The sequence below is a fragment of the Bacillus infantis genome (assembly GCF_008180445.1).
In the GTDB taxonomy this organism is placed as follows: domain Bacteria; phylum Bacillota; class Bacilli; order Bacillales; family Cytobacillaceae; genus Bacillus_AB; species Bacillus_AB infantis_B.
The window spans coordinates 1-15627 of the sequence record NZ_VTER01000017.1; the positions used below are offsets into that span (position 1 = coordinate 1).

A 15627-nucleotide genomic window follows, 5' to 3' on the forward strand; every position below is an offset into this window, starting at 1 on the left:
GTTGCCCAGGCGGGCATTCCTGAGTTCATGAAAGCTGCCAAGACCATAAAAAACTGGCAAATCGAAATACTAAATAGCTTTAGCTATAACTATTCGAATGGTTTTTTAGAAGGCCTCAATAACTTAACGAAAGTCATGAAACGAAACGCATTTGGCTTTAGAAGCTTTAAGCGTTTTCGGGCCAAAATCTTATTAACTCATAAGTATAAAAAGTTGGGTGTGCATATTGGATAAGGGTGAAGCCCTTTGGACCTCACCCCAACATTTGACGTAGAACCTCTTTTTTTATAAAAATCCAGCTGGAAAAGATTCTTCATATAACGTTGGATATTACAGTCTGCACCCATAGCAGCTTATTCTAGACTGAATAAACAATTTCCTAGTATAATAAGATACAAGATGTAAGGCAGATTTTTAGATAATGCCCCGCATCTTTTTTTATATCTATTTGTATAGGCTATATTCGACAGCACAGCCTTATATATAGAAAGGACTGACAAAGTGCCGGTTAAAAGATCAGGCTTCTGGATTTTTATATTGATTGCCGGGATGATTTATCTGCTTTTTCTTATGAGAGCAGAACAGCTTCCGGAAATTGATTTTCATATTGATATGGATAATGGCTTTGATCAAGATGCGCCCCTGCCGGTCCAGCTTCATCCGGTGGTCAGTGCCAAAAAGGATGAACTGATCAGCCTGGCGGCGGAAAAAGGGATCAATATTGTCATTACACAGGATTTCCGCAGCATTGAAGAGCAGGATGAATTATATGCTAAAGGCCGGACCGCTGAAGGCGAAATCGTGACAAATGCCAAAGGCGGGGAGTCATACCATAATTTCGGCCTCGCCATAGACTTTGCCCTTCTTTCCATAAACGGAGCAGTCATATGGGATATGAATTATGATGGCAACGGCAATTCCCGTGCTGACTGGGATGAGGTCGTCGAGATCGCAAAGGGTCTCGGATTTGAATGGGGAGGAGATTGGCGCAGCTTCAAAGATTACCCTCATCTGCAATATGATTTCGGTCTTAGCATATGGGAGCTTCAGAGAGGGAAGAGGCCACCTGAGGAGGAATAAAAAGGAGGATGCGCCGAAACGCATCCTCTTTTGCATTAGTTGACAAGCTTAGATTGTACATAATGGAAAAGCAGTCTTGCTGTGTTGTCCAGGGATTCCATGTGGGTCCTCTCATAGGCATGGGAGGAGTCGATCCCCGGCCCGATCAATCCGTGAATGATATCATGCCCGGACCGGATGGCAGCAGAAGCATCTGATCCGTAATAAGGGTAGATATCAAGCTTGTAATCGATATGATTGTCCTTTGCTATCTTAACGAGATTCTTCCTCAATCCATAGTGATACGGACCGCTTGCGTCTTTCACACAGATGGACACGGTATATTCATCTGTAGACTGGCCTTCACCCATCGCGCCCATATCGACAGCCAGGTATTCAACAGTCTCCGGTGTGATATTGGAGTTTCCGCCATATCCGATTTCTTCGTTGTTAGAAATCAGGAAGTGGGTAGTATAAGGCAGCTCGATATTTTCTTCTTTCAATGTCCTGATCAGCTGAAGCAGGATCGCTACGCTGGCTTTATCATCCAGGTGGCGCGATTTGATATAGCCGGATTCTGTTTCCTGGACACGCGGATCAAAAGATACAAAATCTCCCACCTCAATGCCAAGGGCAAGCACATCCTCTTTGCTGTGGACTTTTTCGTCTATGCGCACTTCCATGTTCAGCTGGTTTCTTTCAGCTTTTGCTGCATCCTTATACACATGCACAGAGGTTTGCTTCATGAGGATCGTGCCGGTATATTTTTTTCCTTCTGCCGTTTCTATCTCGCAGTATTCGCCTTCAATCGAGTTGTATGTAAATCCGCCGATCAAATCGATTTTAAGCCTGCCATTCGGTTTAATTTCCTTTACAATCGCCCCTAATGTGTCAACATGAGCAGTAAGCATCCGGTGCTGCTTTTCATCTTTTCCTGGAAGTGTGGCAATCAGGCCGCCTTTTCTGTTTTGGTATGTATGTACGCCGAGCTGTTCAAGATAATTCTGGACATAGGAAATTACTTCGCTGGTATTCCCGGATGGACTGGGTATGGAAACAAGTTCCCTTATCAGGTCTGCCGTTTGTTTTACATTGCTGTTAGTCAAATGATCACTCCTAATATGATTGGATTCCTATCCATTATACTAGGAAAAAAACTTTTGTTAAATCTTATGATATTCAGAGTTTCCAGATTATGATTGAATGAAAAGGTCAATATTTAGTAAGATGGGAGTAACGTTTTAAGGTTTATCGGAGGCAATATGAAGAATTCCAACATGTTTATGCAGCTGTTTTATCAATCCAGGATCCCGCAGACCGTGGTGATCGGCCATATAGACCAAGTGATTGTAAATGAGGCATTCTGCAGATTTCTCGGCTATTCAATGGAAGAGTGGGCATGCCTTACAATTGAGGATGTAAGCCACCCGGATGATTATAAAAAAGATTTAGATCTGCTCAATGAAATCCTGGACGGAAAACGGACAGAATATGAGCTTGGAAAAGCGGTACATTTGCAAGGATGGCTCACAGAAAACAGGCCAGCTCAATCTTTCCCTTGTTAAGGGAGAAAGTGATGAGGATCAATATATGTTCGGCCAGATCATAGATATTATCGAACAAAAGCGAATGGAAAGTAAAAGAGAAGAAAGCGAGCAGAACTACCGGCTTTTGGCAGACAATATCTCTGATTTGATTATTCTGCACAGATATGACGCTACGTATTTATATGCTTCACCATCAGTGAACCGGATCCTGGGGTACGAGCCTGATGAGATGCTGGAGCTGAATGCCTTCAAGCTCATTCATCCGGATGATATCGAAGAAGTCCGCAGAAGATATCAGCTTATGCTGAAAATCGGCGAGCCGTTATTGATCACTCATCGTGTAAAAAAGAAGGATGGGAGCTACATCTGGATGGAATCCCATGTGAAAGGAATAGATGAATATACATTTGAAAGCGGGGCTCAGATTTTATCCGTTTCCCGGGATATCCAGCAAAGGATTGAGACCAATGAACTGCTGAGAAGGTCAGAAAAGCTGGCTGTTGGGTGAAAGTCGAAAGCGAGGAGGGCAGAGGGACTACAGTAAGAGTGTATTTTCCGGCCCAGGGCATTTAAAGAGCTGTCTTAAAAGAACAAGAACCGCCCGGATGCCTTCCGGGCGGTTCTTATCTGTACCACTTATTCTTTGTTTCCGATTGAGGTTGCTAAATGGCGGAGCCGGTAGAACTTCCAGAAATCCCTTACAATCACCTTAACAACAGAATAGAATGGAATGGCCACCAGAATGCCGATGAAGCCATAAAGGGAACCTGCCACCAGCAGGACAAGGATGACTGTCAGCGGATGGATGTTCAGTCTTTTTCCCATTACCTGCGGTGTTATGAGGTTTCCTTCCAGCTGCTGGACCGCAACAAGGACAATCAGGATTTTGATCACCATGAAAGGTTCCTGCATCAAACCGACAAAAATGGCAGGAATGATGCCAAGAAGCGGTCCCAGAAAAGGGACGACCGTCAGGAACGTGGCGAACAAAGCCAGCACTAAAGCATAATCCAGGCCGATGATCAGATAACCGATATACATCAGGACACCATCGGCAAAAGCTATGATAAACTGGCCGATAATATAAGTTGATAGGGTTTTGTCGATGTCCAGCAAAATCCGGTTGCCTTCTATTTTATGCTCATCCGGTATCATTTTAAGCAGTTTCGGCCGGAGCTTTTCATCATCTTTAGAAAAATAGAAAAGAATGAAGGGAACAACTACCAGGACGGTTGCGATGCTGGTTATGGCTGAAATGATCCCGGTAAGGTTGCTGCCGACTGTATTAATGAATGATTGCGAATAGGAAAGGACCTTCTGCTCGATCTCCTCATAGGAAAGGAAGCCAAAGTCATTCTCATCCACCATTTCCTTTGTCTCGGATGTAAGATCCTCCATTTTGTCAGGGAAAGAGTCTGATATTTGGGTGATCTGTTCTGCTATCAGGCTTCCGCCGAAATAAAAGATACCAGTTCCGATCCCAATCAGCGTGGCGAACACAACAAAGATGGAAGCGGTCTTCGGCATATAGTTGCTTAGCCAGCGGATGACTGGCCTGAGAATATAATAAAGAAGGCCCGAAATCAGGATCGGGAAGAAAATGGTCGCCACAAGCTTCCGGAATGGCCAGATGAACCAATCGATCTTACCCAATAGAAAAATAACAACCAGCACAAGTATGGCTCCTGTTATATACATAAAAAACGGCTTTTTAATCCACATATAATCCCCCTGGAATCCCTAAATTCAATTGATAGTATCCTTCCTTTTTTCCCTTGCCGCCGGGACCGAAACCTTTCTTTAATCGGCCTTAAAAAAATATCCCTGTTTAGAAAGCGGCCCTATAAGGAATACAAAGAGAAATAAAAGAAGTAAAGGTGAAAGGCAATGGACTTTTTTAAAGAACTATCAAGAGAGGAATATATTCAGTTTTTCTCCTGGCTTGCAGCTATTTGGCTTCTAAAATTCATCCTGCAATTTTTTGCTGCAAGAAGGCGATGGGCCCAGCCGGAAGCAAAAGAAGGAATACTCTCGGTCATCAATTGGGCGGCCTTTTACGCTTCCCTGATTCTGTTTCTGAACTTTTTTTCAACGCAGGACTGGCTGAATTATACGCTCTATCAGGCAGGGGACGTTAAAGTTTCACTGCGGCTGATATTCACTGCCTTCCTCATTGTTTCTCTGGCGAATAAGTTTGTCAGGGTTTTTACGCTGCAGATTCTGTCTTCTGTCTATGAACATTATCATGTCGACAGGGGGCTGAGATATACATTCAACCGCTTCATCTATTATGCGGTCATGATAGCGGCGGTTGCCGTCAGCCTGACAACGGTCGGTCTTGACCTTACTGCGGCAGGAGCGGCTCTCGGGGTGCTCGGGATCGGAATCGGCTTCGGGATGAGGAATATCGCCGGCAACTTCATTTCAGGCATCATCATCCTGTTTGAACGGCCTGTGGAAGTAGGGGAACTGATTGAGATCAATAATAAAATCGGAACCATAGAAAGCATACGGCTTCGTTCCACGATAGTAAGAACGGCGAAAGAGGGAACGCTGATCGTTCCAAACCAGCATTTTATTGAACAGATCATTAAAAACCGGACTGGATCGGAAATGCTTGCTTCTGTGGAGGTGAGTATCAAATTCGGAGAAGATACAGGCAGGATTGAAAACTTGCTGAAAGAGGCGGTCCTTCAGGAAGCTGATCATTTTTCATCCTATTTAAAAGTCGACCTTGCTGAAATAAGGCTTGTTGATTTCAAGTATAATACGATGCTGTTTTTAATCGAGGTCCCGGTCAAAAATTTCGATACTAAGCAAAAATATGAAAGCCGCCTGCGGCATGCTATAGCCGGCATCTTTTATGAACATGATATCAGCCTTGCCAGCTTTCCTGCTGTAGAGGGAGAGGCAGGTATGTAAAACAGAGGCCAGGACACCTGGCCTCTGTTTTTGGCAAGTAAACTGAAACTAATGCTTGCGCCCGAATAAAGCCTTCAAGCCGAGGAAAAGCAGGGCAGCTGCAAATATTATCATGGCTGATACACCAACAGCGGTAATAAATGCGGCAAAGCCCCCTGTCACAAAAGCCAGTCCGGCAGTTTTGATCAGTGCAAACCCTGCAAGGATGCAGGCAAGATATAGAAGGGGAAGCTGCTGCACTAAGAACACCTCCTTTTTTACAGTATATGTATCTGGTGAAATAGAGGATTGGGTATCGTGTTATCGCTTACTATTGTTTTATTGGTCGAAAAACGTCAATATTTGTAATCTTTTTGTTACATAACAAACATCATAATGTAAAATATTTTTCAGGAAGCATGTGAGAAACTAAGTTCATCACAAAAACAGAGAGAGAAAATTACTTGGGGGACAACATGAAGAAGCTGATCACATGCGTTTTTCTTTGCACTAGCCTGCTTTTTGCCGGATTGTTTGGGGGAGAAAATACAGAAGCGGCTTCCTATGGTTCTTCTGCGGCTGCCACAGCCCAAAAATATATAGGAGTTCCTTATAAATGGGGAGGCACTTCGCCTAAGGGCTTCGACTGTTCCGGCCTTGTCGGATTCACCTACAGCAAAGCCGGGAAAAAGATTCCCAGGACTACCGGGCAGCTTTATAAAACGGGACAAGCCGTACAAAAGAAAAGCCTGAAAAAAGGGGACGTCGTTTTTTTCAGCACCTATAAAAAAGGCCCATCACATGTCGGCCTTTACCTTGGAGGCAACAAATTCATCCATGCATCTAGCTCCAAGGGCGTAAAAATTGATTCTATGTCCAATCCTTATTGGAGCAAAGCCTATTATGGAGCTAAACGAATTTAATTATGATAACCATGGGCGGGGCAATCCGGCCCTTTTTGTTTGCCTGAATCCGGGAACGTATGTGCTATAATGGTTGTATCATAGATGGCAAGGAGACCTTGTGATGACTAAAAGCTGGAGAATTTCTGCCAGAAGCCTGGCGGAATATGTATATCGTTCCGGAAGCATTGAGTCCGGGTTTGCAGCAGCTTCTTCGATGGCTGAAGGAACGAAAGCACATAAGAAAATTCAGGGTACTTATAAGGAAGAAGATGAACATGAGGTTTTCTTGAAGGAAGCTGTTCAGCATGAGGAGATTGAGTTTCTGCTCGAGGGCCGATGTGACGGGATTATTCAGGAGGATGGGGAACTGGTCATAGATGAAATCAAGTCGACGGCAAAGGATTTGTCAGCTTTTGATGAAGATACCCATCCTGTGCATTGGGCTCAGGCAAGATGCTATGCCTTTATGCTTGCAAAAGAGCGCGGGCTCAAGAAAATTACCGTTCAGCTTACCTATTTGCAGATTCACACCGAAGAAGAAAAGCGCTTCAGGAAGGTGGAGACTTTATCCTTCCTCGAAGATTATGTGAAGGGGCTGATTGCTGACTTTTATCCTTATGCACGGCTCATGCTCCATCATAGGGAAAAAAGGGACACCAGCATTAAAGCCCTCCCTTTTCCCTTTCAGGAATACAGGAAGGGCCAGCGAAACCTTGCAAAAGCTGTGTACAAATCGATTCTGGACGAAAAGGACTTGTTTGCGCAGGCGCCGACCGGGACTGGAAAGACCATTTCAACAGCTTTTCCCGCCATCAAAGCCATGGGAGAGGGGCTGCTGTCAAGGATGGTCTATCTTACAGCCAAAACAATCACAAGGCAGGCGGCCGAAGAAGCTTTTTCATTGATGCAGCAAAAAGGCCTCCATATGCACACGGTGACAATAACGGCCAAGGACAAAATATGCTTTCAGGAGCAGGCGGTCTGCCAGAAAGAACATTGTCCCTTCGCTGACGGGTTTTATGACCGCCTCAATGATGCGGTACTCGATATTTTCTCCCATGAAACAGCAGTTGACCGGACTGTTATTGAAAAATATGCCATGAAGCACACAGTCTGCCCGTTTGAATTTTCCCTGGAGCTTGCCTATGCAGCAGACTCTATCATATGCGATTACAATTATATCTTTGATCCCCGTGTGTCCCTGAAAAGGCTTCATACAGAAGGCAAGAAAAAGACAGCCCTTCTGATCGATGAGGCGCATAATCTGGTGGACCGGGCGAGGGATATGTTTTCGGCGGATCTGGGGAAGCAGAATTTCCTGCAGCTGAAAAGGGCTTATAAAAACACGGCCCCGCAGCTTAATGCTGCAGCTAAAAGGATGAACGATGTATTTATCTCTTTCAATAAAGAATTGAAGGAGGAAAGCTATAGGATTCATGAAGAGCTGCCGGAAGATTTGCTCGAGCATCTTGAGGACTTTGCTCTTTTCGCAGAAAAGGAGCTGATCAGCGGCAGGGGAGATGAGGGCCAGGAACTGCTGCTTGATACCTATTTTTCTGTACAGGCTTTCCTGAGGATATCTAGGCTGGCAGATGAGCGATTTGTCATTTATACAGAAAAGGCAGGGAAGGATGTTGTACTCAAGCTGTTTTGTTTAGATCCATCCTATCTTGTCCAGAAAATGGGCAAGGGGTTCCGCAGCAAACTCTTTTTTTCGGCTACCTTCCAGCCATTCGATTACTTTAAGACCATGCTGGGCTGGAATGAGGATCATTATTCCCTGTCACTGCCTTCTCCGTTCCCGAAAGAAAATGCAGAAGTCCTTGCTTTGCCGCTTTCCACTAGATATAAGGACAGAAGCGCGACAGGTGAATCTTTGATCCGATCGGTAGAAAAGCTGGCAGCTGAACGGCCGGGGAATTACTTAATCTTTTTTCCATCTTACCAATATATGAGGGAAATCCATGAAAGAATGAAAGAATCCAGTGACATCAGGATGATGGTCCAGGAACAGGGGATGGCAGAGGGAGAAAGAGAAGAATTTTTGTCTTCTTTTAAGGAGGAACCTGAAGAAAGCCTTCTAGGGTTCGCTGTGCTGGGAGGAATATTCTCAGAAGGGATCAACTTGAAGGGAACCCGGCTCGGCGGTGTCATTATTGTTGGTGTGGGGCTTCCACAGCTGAGCCTTGAGCGTAATCTGATCAAAGATTATTTTCAGGCTGAAGGAAAAAACGGCTATGATTATGCGTATACTTTTCCGGGAGCCAACAAAGCAGCCCAGGCTGGCGGACGCCTCATCCGTTCAGAGGAAGACACAGGAACCATCCTGCTGATTGATGACCGCTTCCTTCAAAAAAGATATGAACAACTGCTCCCTGCAGAATGGTTTCCGCTAAAAAGGCTTACACGCTAAAAAAGGCTTGGAGGCAAAAAAAACATTTTTAAAAATAGTTAGACTAGTCAGTTGACAGAAAGCCGACCTTTGTTGTAGGATTACTATGAAATCAATTGAATATTTCTTATCGAGAGTGGTGGAGGGACTGGCCCTGTGATACCCGGCAGCCGCTGACTTAGTCAGAATGGTGCTAAATCCAGCAAAGCGCAATGCTTTGGCAGATAAGATAGAGGCATACCAAACTTCTTCTTATCGGGGAAGTTTTTTTTATTGCTGACAACAAGGTGCAAGTGAGAGGAGAAGAGACAGATGAAATACGGATTTTGGCTGCCGATCTTTGGCGGCTGGCTGCGCAATGTAGAAGATGAGAATATGCCCCCGACTTTCAGTTATGCAAAAGAAGTCATCCAGGCAGCAGAGAAGTGGGGATATGATACCACATTAATAGCAGAACTTTACTTGAATGATATAAAAGGCCCGGAGCAGGATTCGCTTGAAGCATGGTCAACAGCGGCCGCCCTTGCTGCGGTTACTGAGAAAATAGAAATTATGACGGCTGTCCGCCCCGGCTTCCACAATCCTGCCGTGACGGCAAAGATGGCGAGCAATATCGACCATATCAGCAATGGCCGTTTTACACTGAATGTTGTTTCGGCATGGTGGGAGGAAGAGGCGCGCCAGTATGCCGGCATCTTTACTGAACATGATGAGCGCTATGACCGGACAGAAGAGTTCGTAAAGGTCATGAAAGGTTTATGGGAAGAAGAGACTTTTAATTTTGACGGCAGCTATTATTCTATTAAAAACGCCCATTTATCCCCTAAGCCGGTGCAAAGGCCGAATCCGATCCTTTATGCAGGCGGAGAAAGCCCGCGCGGCAAGGAAGCGATTGTAAACCACTGCGATGCCTATGTGATGCACGGCGGAACAGTTGAAGAAGTAAAATCTAAAATCGATGACATGAGAGCACGCAGGCAGGCAAGCGGAAATGAGCCATTTAAGTCTTTTGGCATGGCAGCCTACATTGTCTGCCGCGACACAGAAGAAGAGGCGAAGGAAGAGCTTGCCCGCATCACTAATGTTAAGGAATCAAGCGGCTATGCAGGCTACAAAGATTTTGTCGGCAAATCGCAGCTTGAGCAGCAGGTAAAGCTGTACGATTATTCCGTTTCCAACCGCGGCCTCAGGCCAAATCTGATCGGAACCCCTGAACAGATTGCTGAACAGATCCTTGCTTATGAAGAAGCCGGCGTCGATCTGCTCTTGCTTCAGTTCTCGCCGCAGCTGGAGGAAATGCAGAGATTTTCGGAAAAAGTCATGCCGCTGGTTGAAGCCAAAAGGAAAATCTTAAAGTAAAAGAGGGAGAACATATGAGCAAAATACACATCATACACGAAAACAGCGAATGGACTGCCCATTTGACAAAAAGGCTGGAGGAGCTGGGTCTTCCTTATGAGGAATGGTTTTTGAATGAAGGGATTGTAGACCTGACCACTGCACCTCCGGAGGGGATTTTCTACAGCAGGATGAGCGCATCTTCCCATACAAGGGGGAACCGATTTGCTCCTGAACTGACTGAGTCCGTCCTTTCGTGGCTGGAACAGCATGGCCGCACCGTTTTCAACGGAAGCCGCGCTTTAAGGCTGGAGGTCAGCAAAGTCAATCAATATACAGCGCTGAATGCTGCCGGAATCGCCACTCCGAAAACAATAGCAGCTGTCGGAAAAAATCAAATTCTTGAAGCAGCTGTAAAGCTCGACAGCGCACCGTTCATCACGAAGCATAACCGCGCAGGCAAAGGGCTTGGTGTGCAGCTGTTCCATTCGCTGGACGCATTAAGGGAATATGTCGAAGGGCCGAATTTTGAAGAGCCTGTCGATGGCATCACACTGATCCAGGAATATATTGAATCACCGGAATCATATATTACCAGATGTGAATTCGTCGGCGGAAAATTCGTTTATGCCGTGCAGGTTGATACATCTGAAGGCTTTGAGCTTTGCCCGGCCGATGCCTGCCAAATCGGCGATCTGTTCTGCCCGGTTGGTGAAGAGGTGGAAGAGAAGCCAAAGTTTAAGATCATTGAAGGCTTCAACGACCCGATCGTCGAACAATACGAAACCTTCCTCAAGAATAACGGCATCCAAATCGCCGGCATTGAATTCATTAAAAATGCCAATGGGGATATTTATACCTATGATGTCAACACAAACACAAACTATAATTCTGACGCAGAGGCAAAAGCAGGAAAATTCGGCATGCTTGAAGCCGCCAAATTTCTCGGTGCCCAGCTTGAAAAAGAACAGGCTAAGGTTAGGGAATACAGCAGAGTGTAATAATAATAGAAGAAGGCCGCTCATTTGGGAGCGGCCTTTTTTAATAGTGTGACTTCAATTCCGGATGAATGGAGCAGGATGGTGAAGGAATCGATTGGGTTGCCAGCAAGAAATAAATAAGCGAAGATTTTCCCGTTAAATTGCTAATATGCCTCGATTGGGTCTTAATAAGCGGAGATTTTCCGGTTAAGCGAAGCAAAATGGTCTATTTTCCTTTTTTTCGGGTCGATAGCCGGAATTTCTCCCTCTATTTAAGCTGTTTTTAGAGCTCTTTTCAAATTAGTGGGAATTTCGAGACTGTCGATTAACTACTTTTAAAAAATGCCCCCATATTTTAGACCGATAAAATTTAAAATTTCGTTAGGTTTCATTGCTCAATTTAGCATTGCCCAGAGTATCTTGACCCCTTATTTAGCCTTAACAGTCTTAAAATCGATTTAAATGCGTCTCAAAGGGGATTTTTATAAACGATCTTGACTCTCTAGTGCATTAAAATAGCAGTTGAGCTTCAGTGTGGTCAAGTGAAAGTTTCACATTTTAATTAATCGACAGTCTCATTTCTCCGCTTATTTGTCAATCCGCGCTGAACCTCGTCATGTCCCTGGAAGGTCGGCTCTTTTATGTTTAGGGTGGGTGGGGAAAAATAGCTCTTTCAGCTGCATTCCTGCCTCACAGCAAAATCGTTAATTGAACATACGGTTGCTTATCTTCAACACCATGCTATCTCTAAAAAAAAGCTCAGAGCATATAGCTCCGAGCTTTTTGTGTGCTAAATTCACTGCTAAAGAGTCTGCGAAAAGCACTGCCCGCTCGCACTTTATACTTCAAAACAAAACCCGAAATATTTTATACAACGGCTTTCTTGAACCCATTAGCCATCAATAATTCCAGCTTAGGATGGAAATACTGCACCACAAGGCCGAGTGTCAGTGTGACCAGGATTGTGCCGGGACCGATCGCTCCCTGGAAAAGAAACGCCAGAATAAGGGCGAATCCTTCACTGGCAATACGGGAAGTCCTTAAAGAAAGGCCAAACCTGGTGTGCACGGCGACCATCAAGGTATCCATCGGGCTTGGCGGGAATTTTGCCTGAAGGTAGACGGCGATTCCCAGACCCATCGTCAGAATGCCTGAGAGCAAAGTGCAGGACTGGGTGAGCAGCAAGCTTGGAGAAAAGTCCTTGAATACTGCCAGCAGCCAGAAATCAATCAAAGCACCAATGACCAGAATGGTTCCTGCCGCCAGGATTTCCGGCTTTTTCTTCAATAATATAGAGTTGATGATGATCAGAGCGATACCATTTATGAAAACACAAGTCCCCACGGTCAGCCCGAAAAGATTAGACTCGCCGACTGCCAGTGCATCCCATGCAGAGGCGCCGAGGGCTGATTTGATAATGAGCGCCACACCTAACGTGAGGACAAGCAGCCCTGCTGCAAAAAATAAGATTCTTTCCTTCATAATTGTTCTCCTTTATCAGGCTGTTACACCTTGTTTTCCTGTTTTAGCCGCATGAGAGAAAGCGGATTCACGCGGAAGATACATTGTATCATCACCATTTGCCTTATGAAAAGATTAATTTTTTCCCAACAAAAACTTTGCTTCAAATTTGATGAATGTTTTCAAGTGGGTTAAAATATGGTATAGTATTTAACATTCGTTCACTATTAATTAACGAATCTTTTACAAAAACTAGGATCTGAGCCCGCGGGTTTGGAGTATAACGTTTTTCCGAACTTAGCGGCTGCTAAGTTTTTCTAGTTTTGGCAGGAAGCATGAAATAGGAATTTGTGCTCTTGCAATAACTTTACAAACTAAGAGGTGTAAAAAGGATGAAATCGATCTTAAAATCGCCTAAGGAGCTATTTAAAAACAGCATGGCTGTTTTTTTCCTGGCAGTAGTACTGCTGTGGCTGAAAACATATGCTGCCTACCAGATTGAATTCAATTTAGGAATCGACAACAGCATGCAGGAATTTCTGCTTTTCCTGAACCCGCTGAGCTCATCCCTTCTTTTCCTGGGGATCGCGCTATTTTTTAAAGGAAAGATACAGTCAGGCGTATTGATTGCTATTCAGTTTCTGCTGTCTTTCCTGCTGTACGCCAATGTGGTGTACTATCGTTTCTTCAATGACTTTATTACAGTCCCTGTCCTTATGCAGACAAAAACAAATGCCGGACAGCTTGGAGACAGTGCACTTTCGCTGATGTCACCATTTGATATCCTGTATTTTGCCGACACAATCCTTTTGGTTGTACTGGCTGCAGTCAAATGGTATAGACCGGCGAAGCATACACGGAAGAGAATGACGGCAAGCCTGGTGATCGCTGCTGCTGTCATCACATTCTTCATTAATCTTGGGCTTGCTGAAAAAGACCGTCCTGAACTCCTGACACGCTCATTTGACCGCAATTATCTGGTCAAGTATCTGGGCGCCTACAATTTCACGGTTTATGACATCATTCAAAATGCCAGATCTGCCAGTCAGCGCGCTATGGCAGACAGCAGTGATATCACAGAGGTTGAAAACTATGTGAAAGCCAATTATGCGGAACCGAATCCCGATTATTTCGGTAAAGCAAAAGGCATGAATGTGATCTATGTTTCAATGGAATCTTTCCAGACATTCCTGATCGACTATAAGCTGGACGGCCAGGAAGTAACGCCGTTCCTGAATTCCCTGGCTCATAATGGACAGACTTTTTACTTCAAGAACTATTTCCACCAGACAGGGCAAGGGAAAACTTCCGATGCCGAGTTCATGATGGAAAATTCCCTGTATCCGATGTCCCAGGGGGCTGTTTTTGTCAACAAGGCCCAAAACACCTACCAGGCAGCACCAGCGATACTGAAGACGCGCGGCTATACGTCAGCTTCTTTTCACGGAAATTATAAAACGTTCTGGAACCGGAATGAAATTTACAAATCCTTCGGCTATGACCGTTTCTTTGATGCCGAATATTACAACATGACAGATGAGAACACAAAGAACTACGGGCTGAAGGATAAGCCTTTCTTTGCAGAATCCATGCCGATGCTGGAAAGCCTGAAGCAGCCGTTTTATACAAAGTTCATCACTCTGTCCAACCACTTCCCATTCAAAATGGATGAAGGGGACACAGAATTCCAGCCGGCAGAAACAGAAGACAGCGTTGTTAACCATTACTTCACTTCTGCCAATTATATGGACCAGGCACTGGAGCAGTTCTTTAACGACCTTAAAGCGTCCGGCCTGTATGATAACACCGTTATCGTCATGTATGGTGACCATTATGGCATTTCAGAAAATCACAACCCTGCGATGGAGCAGATTCTTGGCAAGGAAATCGATTCTTTTGAATATGCCCAGCTGCAGAGGGTCCCTCTGTTCATCCACGTACCTGGTGTAAAAGGCGGCGAGATGGACACATACGGCGGCGCGGTGGATGTAATGCCGACCCTGATGCATCTTCTTGGCGTCAGCACAAAAGACTATATGCAAATCGGTTCAGATTTATTGTCTGAAACCCACCGGGAAGTTATTCCTTTCCGCAACGGCGACTTCATCAGCCCTGAATACACTTCTGTTGATGAAAAATGCTACTCGACGGAAACCGGTGAAGAGCTTGAGGAAGGCAGTGCTTGTGTAAGGCTGTCAGAAAAGGCTAAAAAAGAACTGCTGATGTCTGACAATATCGTGTACAAAGATCTGCTGAGATTCCATAAACCGGAAGGCTTTGAACCGATCAACCGCAAAGATTACAAATATATAAAAGAAGAGCCTGCCGAGGAAGCGAACCCAATGACAGGGCTTCAAAAATAAAACACCAAAAAGCAGAAGCCGTGGCTTCTGCTTTTTCCATGTAAGAATACTTCCTGGCAGGTGTAAATCCACTGAAAATAGGGAAGCTATTTAAATAGTCAAAGACTTTTTAGAGCAGGAAGGAGAGATAATAATGAGCGAATGCCAACTGAACCATTCAGCAGAAGATGTTAAAAATAAATATGAACAGCAAAAGGAACACCTCCCCAGCCAGCTCCAGCCGCTGATGGAGGAATTCCTGCAAAAAGAACACACACAGGATATCCTGAACGACGTATTTCACCTGTTAAAGAAATACGATCTCGCTTCAGAAGACGAGAAGGAAGAACGGGAGCGAAGGCTTTATTTGGTTGTTAATAATGTCTAACAGCGGATTAGAAAGCTGCTGAATGGAAGTAAAGAATGCTGCTTTTATTTTTTGATAGTATGAAGAAACAGTGACTTGAGTGGTCATCTATATTTAAAAATAGCGAGCTTCTTCTAGTTGCAAAATCGCCATATAATTAAATATGCCCTGGTGTTTGTAGTGGAAGGCATGTAGACTCCAGCGGGAAATAGCGGAAGAGTTGAGACCCCACAGCGCGCAGCGCGAGGAGGCTTAGGCTCCGCCCCGCGGAAAGCGAAGTGCCTGGAACGGAAAACACCAGCCCCATTTAAAAGCAAAACAAATTATAAAACAAA

Annotated in this window: 15 protein-coding genes and 1 riboswitch; of the genes, 11 read left to right on the forward strand and 4 right to left on the reverse strand. The window is 44.7% G+C overall.

Annotated elements, in window-relative coordinates; all coding sequences use genetic code 11:
* Window positions 1-234: transposase (locus tag FZD51_RS23425; RefSeq protein WP_148976930.1), on the forward strand; the 234-nt coding region annotated here is incomplete at its 5' end.
* 336 nt (window positions 235-570) lie between these two features.
* A complete protein-coding gene (locus FZD51_RS23430; protein ID WP_262381079.1) occupies window positions 571-1080 on the forward strand; it encodes a M15 family metallopeptidase in 510 nt (169 codons plus the stop codon).
* A 35-nt stretch (window positions 1081-1115) separates the two neighbouring features.
* On the opposite strand, the gene FZD51_RS23435 is transcribed toward FZD51_RS23430, so the two are convergent.
* Entirely contained in the window at window positions 1116-2165 is a 1050-nt protein-coding gene (locus FZD51_RS23435; protein WP_148976931.1) for a M42 family metallopeptidase, read from the reverse strand.
* Window positions 2166-2321: 156 nt separating this feature from the next.
* Between FZD51_RS23435 and FZD51_RS23440 the strand changes: the two genes are divergently transcribed.
* Both FZD51_RS23440 and FZD51_RS23445 read left to right on the forward strand, forming a co-directional pair.
* Entirely contained in the window at window positions 2322-2624 is a 303-nt protein-coding gene (locus FZD51_RS23440) for a PAS domain S-box protein (protein ID WP_148976932.1), read from the forward strand.
* A 25-nt stretch (window positions 2625-2649) separates the two neighbouring features.
* Window positions 2650-3114, forward strand: coding sequence for a PAS domain S-box protein (locus FZD51_RS23445; RefSeq protein WP_187445877.1), 465 nt, complete (start codon window positions 2650-2652; stop codon window positions 3112-3114).
* A gap of 128 nt (window positions 3115-3242) precedes the next feature.
* Here FZD51_RS23445 and FZD51_RS23450 read toward each other — a convergent pair whose 3' ends face one another.
* Window positions 3243-4328 carry an AI-2E family transporter gene (locus FZD51_RS23450; RefSeq protein WP_148976934.1) on the reverse strand — a complete coding sequence of 362 codons (1086 nt, stop codon included), beginning with the start codon at window positions 4326-4328 and terminating at the stop codon, window positions 3243-3245.
* A gap of 165 nt (window positions 4329-4493) precedes the next feature.
* Here FZD51_RS23450 and FZD51_RS23455 point away from each other — a divergent pair, with 165 nt between their 5' ends.
* Window positions 4494-5528, forward strand: coding sequence for a mechanosensitive ion channel family protein (locus FZD51_RS23455; protein WP_148976935.1), 1035 nt, complete (start codon window positions 4494-4496; stop codon window positions 5526-5528).
* A 48-nt stretch (window positions 5529-5576) separates the two neighbouring features.
* On the opposite strand, the gene FZD51_RS23460 is transcribed toward FZD51_RS23455, so the two are convergent.
* Complete coding sequence (locus FZD51_RS23460; protein WP_148976936.1) at window positions 5577-5768, reverse strand: hypothetical protein; 192 nt, start codon at window positions 5766-5768, stop codon at window positions 5577-5579.
* 215 nt (window positions 5769-5983) lie between these two features.
* Here FZD51_RS23460 and FZD51_RS23465 point away from each other — a divergent pair, with 215 nt between their 5' ends.
* From FZD51_RS23465 to FZD51_RS23480, 4 genes are all read left to right on the forward strand, one after another.
* Window positions 5984-6430 (forward strand): C40 family peptidase, encoded by a 447-nt coding sequence (locus FZD51_RS23465; protein ID WP_148976937.1) that lies wholly within the window; start codon window positions 5984-5986, stop codon window positions 6428-6430.
* 103 nt (window positions 6431-6533) lie between these two features.
* Window positions 6534-8825, forward strand: a complete 2292-nt coding sequence (locus FZD51_RS23470) for a helicase C-terminal domain-containing protein (protein WP_148976938.1) — start codon at window positions 6534-6536, stop codon at window positions 8823-8825.
* Between the two features lie 103 nt (window positions 8826-8928).
* A riboswitch (SAM riboswitch) is annotated at window positions 8929-9035 on the forward strand.
* 81 nt (window positions 9036-9116) lie between these two features.
* Window positions 9117-10163 (forward strand): LLM class flavin-dependent oxidoreductase, encoded by a 1047-nt coding sequence (locus FZD51_RS23475; RefSeq protein WP_148976939.1) that lies wholly within the window; start codon window positions 9117-9119, stop codon window positions 10161-10163.
* A gap of 14 nt (window positions 10164-10177) precedes the next feature.
* On the forward strand, window positions 10178-11143 hold the full coding sequence (locus tag FZD51_RS23480) for an ATP-grasp domain-containing protein (RefSeq protein WP_148976940.1): 966 nt from the start codon (window positions 10178-10180) through the stop codon (window positions 11141-11143).
* A gap of 846 nt (window positions 11144-11989) precedes the next feature.
* Here the strand turns inward: FZD51_RS23480 and FZD51_RS23485 are convergent.
* The gene (locus tag FZD51_RS23485) at window positions 11990-12604 is read right to left on the reverse strand and encodes a YczE/YyaS/YitT family protein (RefSeq protein WP_148976941.1); all 615 of its coding nucleotides are present in this window, start codon (window positions 12602-12604) and stop codon (window positions 11990-11992) included.
* Between the two features lie 371 nt (window positions 12605-12975).
* Between FZD51_RS23485 and ltaS the strand changes: the two genes are divergently transcribed.
* A complete protein-coding gene (ltaS, locus tag FZD51_RS23490) occupies window positions 12976-14946 on the forward strand; it encodes a lipoteichoic acid synthase (RefSeq protein ID WP_148976942.1) in 1971 nt (656 codons plus the stop codon).
* A gap of 133 nt (window positions 14947-15079) precedes the next feature.
* Window positions 15080-15313 (forward strand): group-specific protein, encoded by a 234-nt coding sequence (locus tag FZD51_RS23495; RefSeq protein WP_148976943.1) that lies wholly within the window; start codon window positions 15080-15082, stop codon window positions 15311-15313.
* Window positions 15314-15627: the final 314 nt, after the last annotated feature.